12 protein-coding genes are annotated in these 8,730 nt (G+C 68.8%); 1 reads left to right on the top strand and 11 read right to left on the bottom strand.

The features are described 5' to 3' along the window. Window positions 1-129: 129 nt before the first annotated feature. The 6 genes from QHF83_RS52180 to QHF83_RS52155 all read right to left on the bottom strand — a co-directional run bounded on the left by QHF83_RS52180 (window position 130) and on the right by QHF83_RS52155 (window position 3,953). A complete protein-coding gene (locus QHF83_RS52180; protein WP_282425673.1) occupies window positions 130-348 on the bottom strand; it encodes a hypothetical protein in 219 nt (72 codons plus the stop codon). Beyond that, window positions 349-534, bottom strand: a complete 186-nt coding sequence (locus tag QHF83_RS52175) for a hypothetical protein (protein ID WP_282425672.1) — start codon at window positions 532-534, stop codon at window positions 349-351. 38 nt (window positions 535-572) lie between these two features. Next, on the bottom strand, window positions 573-1,280 hold the full coding sequence (locus QHF83_RS52170; RefSeq protein ID WP_282425671.1) for a recombinase family protein: 708 nt from the start codon (window positions 1,278-1,280) through the stop codon (window positions 573-575). 218 nt (window positions 1,281-1,498) lie between these two features. Then, window positions 1,499-2,632 (bottom strand): DnaB-like helicase C-terminal domain-containing protein, encoded by a 1,134-nt coding sequence (locus QHF83_RS52165; RefSeq protein ID WP_282425670.1) that lies wholly within the window; start codon window positions 2,630-2,632, stop codon window positions 1,499-1,501. After that, the gene (locus QHF83_RS52160) at window positions 2,629-3,621 is read right to left on the bottom strand and encodes a bifunctional DNA primase/polymerase (RefSeq protein WP_282425669.1); all 993 of its coding nucleotides are present in this window, start codon (window positions 3,619-3,621) and stop codon (window positions 2,629-2,631) included. The genes QHF83_RS52165 and QHF83_RS52160 overlap by 4 nt, the downstream gene beginning before the upstream one ends. Continuing rightward, the gene (locus tag QHF83_RS52155) at window positions 3,621-3,953 is read right to left on the bottom strand and encodes a hypothetical protein (RefSeq protein ID WP_282425668.1); all 333 of its coding nucleotides are present in this window, start codon (window positions 3,951-3,953) and stop codon (window positions 3,621-3,623) included. Before QHF83_RS52155 ends, QHF83_RS52160 begins: the two co-directional genes overlap by 1 nt. 1,232 nt (window positions 3,954-5,185) lie before the next feature. Between QHF83_RS52155 and QHF83_RS52150 the strand changes: the two genes are divergently transcribed. Beyond that, a complete protein-coding gene (locus tag QHF83_RS52150) occupies window positions 5,186-5,566 on the top strand; it encodes a hypothetical protein (RefSeq protein ID WP_282425667.1) in 381 nt (126 codons plus the stop codon). 25 nt (window positions 5,567-5,591) lie between these two features. On the opposite strand, the gene QHF83_RS52145 is transcribed toward QHF83_RS52150, so the two are convergent. From QHF83_RS52145 to QHF83_RS52130, 5 genes are all read right to left on the bottom strand, one after another. Beyond that, window positions 5,592-6,062 carry a hypothetical protein gene (locus QHF83_RS52145; protein WP_282425666.1) on the bottom strand — a complete coding sequence of 157 codons (471 nt, stop codon included), beginning with the start codon at window positions 6,060-6,062 and terminating at the stop codon, window positions 5,592-5,594. A 102-nt stretch (window positions 6,063-6,164) separates the two neighbouring features. After that, window positions 6,165-6,320 (bottom strand): hypothetical protein, encoded by a 156-nt coding sequence (locus QHF83_RS52140; RefSeq protein WP_282425665.1) that lies wholly within the window; start codon window positions 6,318-6,320, stop codon window positions 6,165-6,167. A gap of 190 nt (window positions 6,321-6,510) precedes the next feature. Further along, window positions 6,511-7,674 carry a site-specific integrase gene (locus QHF83_RS52135; protein WP_282425664.1) on the bottom strand — a complete coding sequence of 388 codons (1,164 nt, stop codon included), beginning with the start codon at window positions 7,672-7,674 and terminating at the stop codon, window positions 6,511-6,513. After that, window positions 7,671-8,087 (bottom strand): helix-turn-helix domain-containing protein, encoded by a 417-nt coding sequence (locus QHF83_RS53660; protein WP_348980544.1) that lies wholly within the window; start codon window positions 8,085-8,087, stop codon window positions 7,671-7,673. The genes QHF83_RS52135 and QHF83_RS53660 overlap by 4 nt, the downstream gene beginning before the upstream one ends. Further along, window positions 8,053-8,730, bottom strand: a 678-nt coding sequence (locus QHF83_RS52130) for a hypothetical protein (RefSeq protein ID WP_282425663.1), incomplete at its 5' end; no start/stop codon positions are given. The genes QHF83_RS53660 and QHF83_RS52130, both read right to left, overlap by 35 nt.

The following is an 8,730-nucleotide window of genomic DNA, read 5'->3' as shown; positions in this document are numbered from 1 at the left end:
CTCCCCGCGGGCGCGCTGTTCCGGCCAAGGTATCGGCGCGTCCGCGTTTTCCTTCCATCATCGTGCGCGTTCTTCGCTGCGCCCTGCGCACCGTGGGCGCTCGTCATCCCCCCGCGCTACCGTCCGCCCTCACCCGCCTTTCTTCCGGGGCTTCCGGACCGGCGCATCGGCGGACAGGATGCGCGCGGGATCCTCTTCGATCGCAGCCATCCCGATCCGGAGCGCCGCGCGCGCAATCGCGTTGCGCGAGGCGATCGGGATCCGCTTGGCCAGCGCGTCGAGCCGCCCGACGTCCTCTTCGCTGAGCCGGATCGCAATCTGCTTTTCGAGCTTGTCGTCCTCACCCATTCATCGGTCCTCCTGTTCCTCGTCAATCGCGCCCGCAACCACGCGGACGATCGCGCAAAACCGGGACCATGGCTGCGAAAGCGCCCACGCGCGAAACGCGCCGGGCGGGTCCGCCTGCCTTTGGATGGCCGACAAGAGGGCCTCGGTGATTGGCTCGTGCTCCGGTTCTTCGAGCGCGAGCCGCACGACGTCGGCCCCCCATATCGTCTCAGCCGTCGCTCGCGTCACGCAGCCACCCGCGCGAGCACCTTTCGCACCGTCTCGGCCGCCCACGCGCCCCCGCGCTTCGTCGTGCGGCCCTCCGCGGTCAACGCTGCCGCGATATCACGGAGCGACTTGCCCTCGTTCCGGAGCGCGAAGATACGACGCGCCGTCTCGACCTCGTTCTCGACGTCCTCGACGATGCGCCGGCCGCTCGTGTCGCTGGAATCGCCGCGACGCCACCCGAGCGCCTCACCACCGAGCCGCACGCCCTCCGCGCGAAGATGCGAGAGCGCGTCCCGGGTACGCTCGCCCGTCGCCTCACGTTCCCATTGCGCGACGCTCGTGAGCACGTTCAGCACGAGCCGCCCGGCCGCGGTGCGGGTGTCGATTGAATCGGAGACGGAGAGGAGCGAGCAGCGCGCCGCGAAGTAGCGCTCGACCAAATCGCCGAGGTCGCGCACCGAGCGGGTGAGGCGGTCGAGTTTCACCACGAGCAGCGCTTCCGCCTCGCCCGCATCGAGCATGGCGAGCGCGCGGCGCAGCCCCGGTCGGTTCATGCTCTTCGCGGAAGCGCCGGGGTCCTCGACGATAGCCACGAGGTCGAGGTCGAGCGCGAGCGCGTACGCTTCGAGCTTCGCCCGTTGCGCGTCGAGCGAGACGCCACCGTCCGCCTGGTGCTCCGTCGAGACCCGCACGTAACCGATGACCTTGGTTCGCCCGCTCGTCATGGGAGCGAATGTATCCCAAAGGCTCCCGTTGTCAACCGTTGCGTTGACATGGGATGCATGGGAGGGCACCGGGACACGGCCCGACGTCAACGGGACGGACGTCATGTTGACGGAGGGGGTTTGACGCGCCCGGTCGAGGGCCCCTTGCCCCCTGCCATGCGGTTCCCGGTTCCCGGCATCGGAACCGGAACCGGAACCGGAACCGCTGCCCCCGGTTCTCATGGTTCCCGGTTCCCCCCCCTATAAGGGGAACCCGGAACCGGAACCGGCTCGAAACCGGAGGGGGCGAGCCTCACGCACCCCGGGGTCTCTTCGATGACGCCCTCGTCCACGAGCGCGGCAATCGCGCCGAGCATGCGTTGCCGATTCCCGCCGCCCGCCCCCGCCACGAGCGCGTTCCGGTTCGGGAACGTCCGCCCACCCGCCAGCGCCGCGAGCACCCGTTCCCGCGGCGGAAGCGGGGGGGCCCCCGTGGCATCCTGGCGACTGCGCTCGGGTGCGTCGACCTCGTGGAAGGTCGCTCGTTCAGGGTCGAGCGAGAGCCAAAAACCGAGACGCGGGCCGAGCCGGTTCTTCGGCATGCCGACCTCGAAGAGGTTCGCTTCATGGGACGAACAGCGCATGACGAGCGCCATCGACGCCCCGTATTCAATCCCGCCGCTTTCCTTGAAGGCCGCGAGGTCGTTCACCTGCCACGAGCCGCCCGCGTACGAGCCGCGGGAAACCTCGCTCGTGGCGACCACGAGCAGGCGATTCCGCTGCGCCAGCGCGCGCAGCGTACGCATCACCCGGTCGATGCGTTCGCGCGGGGTCATCATGTCCGGCCCCGTCGACCTCGCGCGCGCCGATTGCAACGAATCGACGAAGAGCACCGCGGGCCGCCCGGCTGCCCTTCGCGCGAGCTCTTCCGCGACGTCCTCCACCGTGGCGTCGTCCTCTTCCGCGTCCACGAGCAGGAACGGAAGCGTCTCGACGCGCGCGCCGAGCACGCTCCGCGCCTCTTCGTCGCCCGCTTCGAGCGCTTCCCGCGACAACCCGCCTTGCTGCCCCCACCGTATGAGCAACCCGTCCGCCTCTTCGTCGGCCGCGAGAACCGCCACCGGATGCCCCTGCCCCGCGTACCCGTGCGCGAGCTGCACGAGCAGCGCGGTTTTCCCTGCCCCGGGTGCGCCGCCCACCACGAGGACGCGCCCCGTCATCGGCCCGCCCCGCGTCGCTCGGTCGAGCGTGGCGAGCCCCGTCGGCAACCGGGCGCCCCGCGCGCCGAGCCCACGCGCCCGCTCCGCCGGGGTCTTCCACCCCTCTGCCGCGCTCGCTCGCGCCTCGGAAAGCGCTTGCTCCGCCTCGTTCATGCCCCCGCCTTTCGCAGCTTGAAGGGCAGCCCCGCGGGCGAACGGACCCCGAGCGCGGAGCACTTGCCGAGCCGCGGGCAGGACCATCCGAGGCTCGTGCAATGCCGCGGCCCTCCGCGCACGCTGGCGACCTTCCGCGCCGGTTCGCCGCGGCGGTAGCGCGCTACATCGTACCGGCTGATTTGCTCGAAGAGCGCCGGCCCTTCGCGGAAAACGTGAAGGATCGTCGCCAGGCTGAACCATTCGTCATACGAGAGCGAGGCCGCGTCCCTCGCGCAATGCGAGACGAACGAGCACTCGTGCACGAGGACGTCGAGCGCCTCTTCGTCGCCAAGAACCCGGCGCGGACGTCGTGCGGCCCTCGCTTCCGCCGGACGGGGCTCGACGGACGGGCGCACCGTGACGAGCGCGAGGAGCCACGAGGGAAGGGCCGCGGGTGCGAGGTCGCGAGGCGACGCGCCGGCCGCCCATGCGTAGCGCCGCCCGCTCGCGTGAAGGGACGGCGGAGCGACCACGGTTCCGCCCCCTGCCTTGACGTCGAGCCCCTTGCCGAGCGCCCCGCGGAGCGGTGCTCCGCCGCTCGGGTGCGCGAGGTAGAAGTGCACGCCCCCGCCGCCCGTCTCGACGCGCATCGTGGGCTCGAGCCCGTCATGCGACGCGAGCAGCGCTTCGAGCGCGAGGTCTCCCCCGTTTCGCGGGTCGACGTCGAGGACGAGCAGCCCGGACGCGGGGCCGGTCGCGATTCCCACGTTCGCGGACGGATGCTCGCGCCACCATGCGCGGATGACGTCCTCGTTCGTGGTCGCCACGCGGGGCCACGCTTCGAGCATCGGGTGCTTTCCGATGGAGCGGCAACGCTCGCCCGCGGAGCACGAGCAGCGCGCACCGTCGGCCGCGCGCGTGGGCCAGTGGACCGGATGCACGCGCCACCCGCGCCGCGCGTACGCGAGGACGAAGGGGAGCGCCGACGAAGGGGAGCCGCGCGTCATCACGCCCGCCTCCCCGGAAGCCGCACGCCTGCCCGCGCGAGGAGCTCTTCGTCGCTCGCGCCCGCGTCCGGCTGCGTCTCGCGCTTCCGCCCGCGGGATTCAATCCACGCGTGCACGTCCTCACGCTTCGCGAGCACGCGTCGACCGGCCTTGAAGGACGGGAACGCCCCGCGGGCCGCGGCATCGAGGAAGGCGCGCCGGCTGCCGAGCGGGTTGTCCTCGCTCGTGTAGTACGCCGGCCCCGGGGATGTCCGCTCCGCCAGGCGTTCGGCAAGCCGCTCCGCCAGGGCGTCGAGGAGGGCGTCGAGGTCGAGCCTCGGTGAACCGTTCATGCCGCAAGGCTGCCGTACGACCGCGGCGGAACGCCAAGCGTTACCCGCAAGGTAAGGGTTACTCGCGGGGTAACGCCTGGGACCGGGGGTTGCCTGGCGAAAGGGCGCTCGGTGCGGGCTTCCCGGGACCGCGACCCCGGCTGTCGTAGGACCCTATCCGGTTATTCATTTTGGCGACCTCCCTTTGCCCCTCGGCCGTACGAAGATCTAAGCGTTTTGCATTATTTGCCCCGTACAACACGGATAAGCGCGCGAGAACCCCGCACGCGCCGATATGGCTATTCCCGCCTTTGCCCCCGCGACCTTGGCGAGCCTCGGAGATTTCGCGGCGAAGCGTGTACAGTTCAAGCTGCGCGAAAGCCGGATCCCAGTGTGCAAGTGCCCGTTGTAGGTTGTGGATGAGCACGAGGGGGTTGGCATCGCGCGTAGCGGCGCCCACGCGTATCCGGCCAGCATTGTGGGGTTTGCTCGCGTTCCACTGCGCGATGGTGGAAGCGACGGCGTCTACTTGACGCATCACCCGGTCCCTCAAAATGCGGGCGCCACGCACGACTTCCCACGCCTCGGCAATAGCCTTCCAGCTTCGCTCGTTCCCGATGATCAACGCACGAGCCACCGCTTCGGCTATATCCCGCGCACAAGCAAGCTCTTCGATGGTTGGTTTGTACCGTCCTCCCCGATTGAATTTATCGCGAAGGGCTTCCAGCCGCGCGGGGCTTTGCCTCGGCTGCGCGAGGAGTTCAGCGAGAATGTGCGCCTCACGCGTGGGTACGGGGGCGACGGGCTCGGCCGGCGTGGGCTCGACGGGGCCGCGCTCGGCAGGCTCGGAAGGGGCGGGGGGCACCGCGGGGGCCGCGGGCTCGGCTCGCTTCCGGCTGCTCGTGCTCTTCGCCGCGCGCTTCGTCGCCATCGGCGCGGAGGGTAGAGGGCTGCCCCGGGGATGGCCCACTTCCCGGGCGGAGCACGGGCTCCTCTCTACGCAGCGGGGACACCCTCGTGATAAGACAAGGGCGATGCGAACGGTCCTTCGTCTCGGCGCGGCTGCGCCCCTCCTTGTCGCTCTCGGTTGCGGGAAAACGGACGGCAGCGCCACCCAAGCGAGCGCGCCACCGTCGAGTCAACCGGCCCCGCCTGCCACGCCAGCGCCGCCCGATGCCCTACCGGCGAGCAGCCCCGCGACGGTTCCGGACCTGCCGCCCCCGAAGCTGCCGCCCCTTGCCGCTGGGGTGGTCGTGAACATCTCCGTGGAGAAGAGTGATACCGGCAAGCCGATCATTGCAGGGGAAACCAACCTGCCCGACCAGACAAAATTGATGATCGGTTACGAGGATGAAGCCTGGCGCAAGTGTGATCCTGAAAAGCCGTGCCTGAACGGCCAGCACTTCTATTCCTCGTACACGGTCGTCCGAGGCCGCTTCAGCACCGGACCGTCCCCAAGAACCCTGAACGCTGGCAAATACTGGGCTACCGTCCTGATGCCTTATTCGGAACACCAGCCCGAAGAGGTCCAGGCAGTGATCGGACGCCATGGAGAGCGATTGAAAGGAAGGCTGGTGAAAAAGAAGAGCGACGGTTCGCTCGTGGAAGCCGACCACCCGTTCACTGTTCCATGAGAATCCGTCCCCGCGTCCGCGCCCCCTACCCCGCCCCGAGCATACCCCCCATCGCCTCGTAAGCCGCTTCCACCCGAGCCACGAGCCGCGCCCGCGTCGACCCCCACGAGCGCCGCGCGAGCCGCTCTTCGAGCTTCCGCGCCCGGCGCAGCGCCCGGAACAGCGGGCACTCGCGCGTACTCGCGTACGCCAGCCCCGCGCACGTGCGGCACTCGACGCGCGCGAGGTCGAGGTCGAGGTACAGGAACGCCACCCGCGCGCGGCATCCGGGGCACCGCGCCCACCACCGCACGCCCCCGAAGTGAGGCGAGGTCACGTCGAGCGACACCCGCACCTCGACGCACGCCCCGAAGCTCTCGTAATCGAGCACGAGCACCCGCGCGTCGAGGTCGAGCCGCGCGGGGATGCGCGCGAGGACCGTCGAGCGACCGGAGCACGTCACCGCGGCGAACGAGCGCGCCGGCTCGCGCCGCGCCTCGCGCACCACCGCGCGCACGTCGAGACGGGGCCGAGCATCGCACGTCGCCCGGCCCCACCCCGCCCACCGTCCGCTCGTCGGTCCACCCATGTTTCGCCGAAAGGAATAGGGGATGGTTCGCTACGTGCGCCGGCCGGACCTGAACCGGACCACCTGCCCCGGCTGGCCCACCGGACCAGCGAGGAGCCGTCCCATGGCATCGCTGGCCACCCGCGCCGCTTCGAGGTCGCCCGCGTCGAGCGCCGCTCGCATGTCGGCCGCCAGGTTCGCCAGCATGCGCGCTCGGCCCCCGTCCGGTTTCGTCCGGCATTCGTCCGCGCCACGTGCTTCCGTGGAGTTAGGCGTCGACGTCCGCACGTTCGGCTCGACCTCGACATGCGGGAAACCCGCGGAAAGCGGCGTTTCGATACGCTCTCCACTCGGTTCGATTCCCGGCGCCTCCACTCAATTTCTTCGGGAAACCTCGCTACTTTTGCTTCGACCTCCGCTCATGTGCCGCGTATGTGCCGTGAGCTTGCACGGCGCCCTCGTCGGGCGTGGAAGGACCGTCGAGGAGCTTGACGGCACCACGACGGACGTCCGGGGACAGGTGCGCGTAGCGCATCGTCATCTCGATCGTCGCGTGGCCGAGTAGCTCGAGTAGCTCCTGGATCGCCTTGAGGGCGACCCCCTTCATGGCGAGGTGGCTCGCGAAGGTGTGACGGAGCACGTGCCAGCCGATCCGACGTAGGTCGGCGCGACGGCACGCCCGCCAGAGCGGGTGCTTGCACTCGCCCTTCGTCAGCATGCGGCCGTTCTCGGCGCAGAAGACGAAGGGACCGCGGAGGTGACGGAATGCCTTGAGAACCCGGAGCACCTCCTCCCCGAGCGGCACTTCCCTGCCCTTCCCGTTCTTCGGGGTTCCGACGATCCCATCGACGACCGAGCGGCGAACGAGCAGCCGCCCGGCCGCAAGGTCGACGTCTTCCCACCGAAGCGCGAGGAGCTCGCCCTGCCGCAGCCCCGTCCGCAGGCCCACGACGATCATCGTGTGCCACAACGACGAATCCGCTGCACTGACGAGTCTGGCGGCCTCCTCGAAGCTCAGGAAATCGAAGGGTTGTTCCGGGACGCGGAGCCAACGAATCACCGGCACCGTCCGGAGCTTCCCCCATTCCACGGCGAGTGCGAGCACCCGGCGCAGGACCGTGAGGTGATTGTTCACCGATTTCGGTGACAAACCCTCCGTGAGCTTTCGGGCCTTGTAGGTCTCGACCTCCTTCGGCCCGATTGCGTCGAGGCGCAATTTGCCGAATGCGGGCACGAGATGCACCCGGAGGATTGCTTCCTTCGACCGCACCTCGCTGGGCTTATTGTTGTTTTTCGCGTACGTCGACAAAAACTCCGCGCCGAATGCCTCGAACCGCGGGGCCTCCTCCACCACCTCCTTCTCGACCTTGGGGGAGCCATTGACCAGCTCGGCGCGCAGCTCGCGCTCGTACTGCTCGGCGGCCCGCTTGTTCTGGACCGGGGCGACCTTCCGCACCCGCTCCCGCCGGCCGTCCTTGTGCTCCACCACCACGTCGATCATCCAGCATTCCTTGGTCACGCCCGTCTCCGGATCGCGCCATTTTCTACGTCTCACGCTCATCGTGCACCTCTTGAGCGCGAGACGCGACTTTGACCCTCGGAGAGCCAGCGTAGCACCGCATCGCGGGAGATCCGGATGGTTTTACCGAGGCGACGTACGCCGGGGATGTCGCCGCGCGTAATCAGATTGTAGACGGTCTTGCGATCGACGCGGAGGAGGGCGGCGAGTTCGTCCGCGGTGAGGACGGCAGGGAGGTCGGGGGCGGGGGTGGGCTCGCCTTCGGGTGCCGGCCTTGGCGACGTGTGGCCGCTGGACGGGCGGCGTGGTCCCGGCAAAGGGTGCGTCGAGGGGTGTGGGGTCGTCGTTGCCCATGCAGAGGGCGTAGCGCTGCGTGGAGCAGCGGGTCCTGCAAGGGGCGCGGCGTCTGTTGCAGGAGCGTCAGCTGGCGCTCGAGGATGGCGATTGTGCGACACGAGGGGCGGTCAGCTCGTCCGCTATTTTGCGGAGCCAGGATGCGACCTCTACGCGCCGCGACTCGTGGTCGAGCTCCTTGAACGCGTCGCCGAAGAACCCGTGCATGCCCTTCTCCGCGTGCCGGACCAGGTATTCCAGCAGGTAGACTGTGAACAAGGGGTCATAGTCATGCACGAGCTCCGCCTCTTTGGGGTATCGCATCAGGCCGCTGCTTTGCTCGCGGCCTTCGAGCAAGCTGAGAAGAGACTGGCTCGTGCGCGCCTTTACGGGCGTGATACGCAGTTGATGCATCGCGGTTACGATACGCTCGAACCGGCCCTTCGTTCCCTCGACGCTTACGGGGTCGAGCGCAGCGGCCAAGATTGTATCGCACTGGTCCGAATCGACGGGCAGCTCGGCCATTGCACAAGCTTCCTTGATGAACGACTCTACCTGTTGACGGAAGCTCGCATTGAAGGCGTGACCCGTGTCAGGCAGCCCCTCTCTCTGGCGCGCGTTCCGCAGATTCTGCCATTCGTCCTCTTTCTGGCTGACGAAGGCGCTCACCCGCTGCGCAACACGGGCCGCTCGGATTGCAATCACCTTGCTCTGACGCGTATACCGATACTTCAGAAGTACGCTGACGACCTTTTGTAAATGGGT

The organism is Polyangium sp. 15x6, from assembly GCF_029960785.1.
In the GTDB taxonomy this organism is placed as follows: domain Bacteria; phylum Myxococcota_A; class Polyangia; order Polyangiales; family Polyangiaceae; genus Polyangium.
The sequence above is the reverse complement of the archived record's forward strand: the minus strand, read 5'-3'. Positions and strand labels throughout refer to the sequence as shown.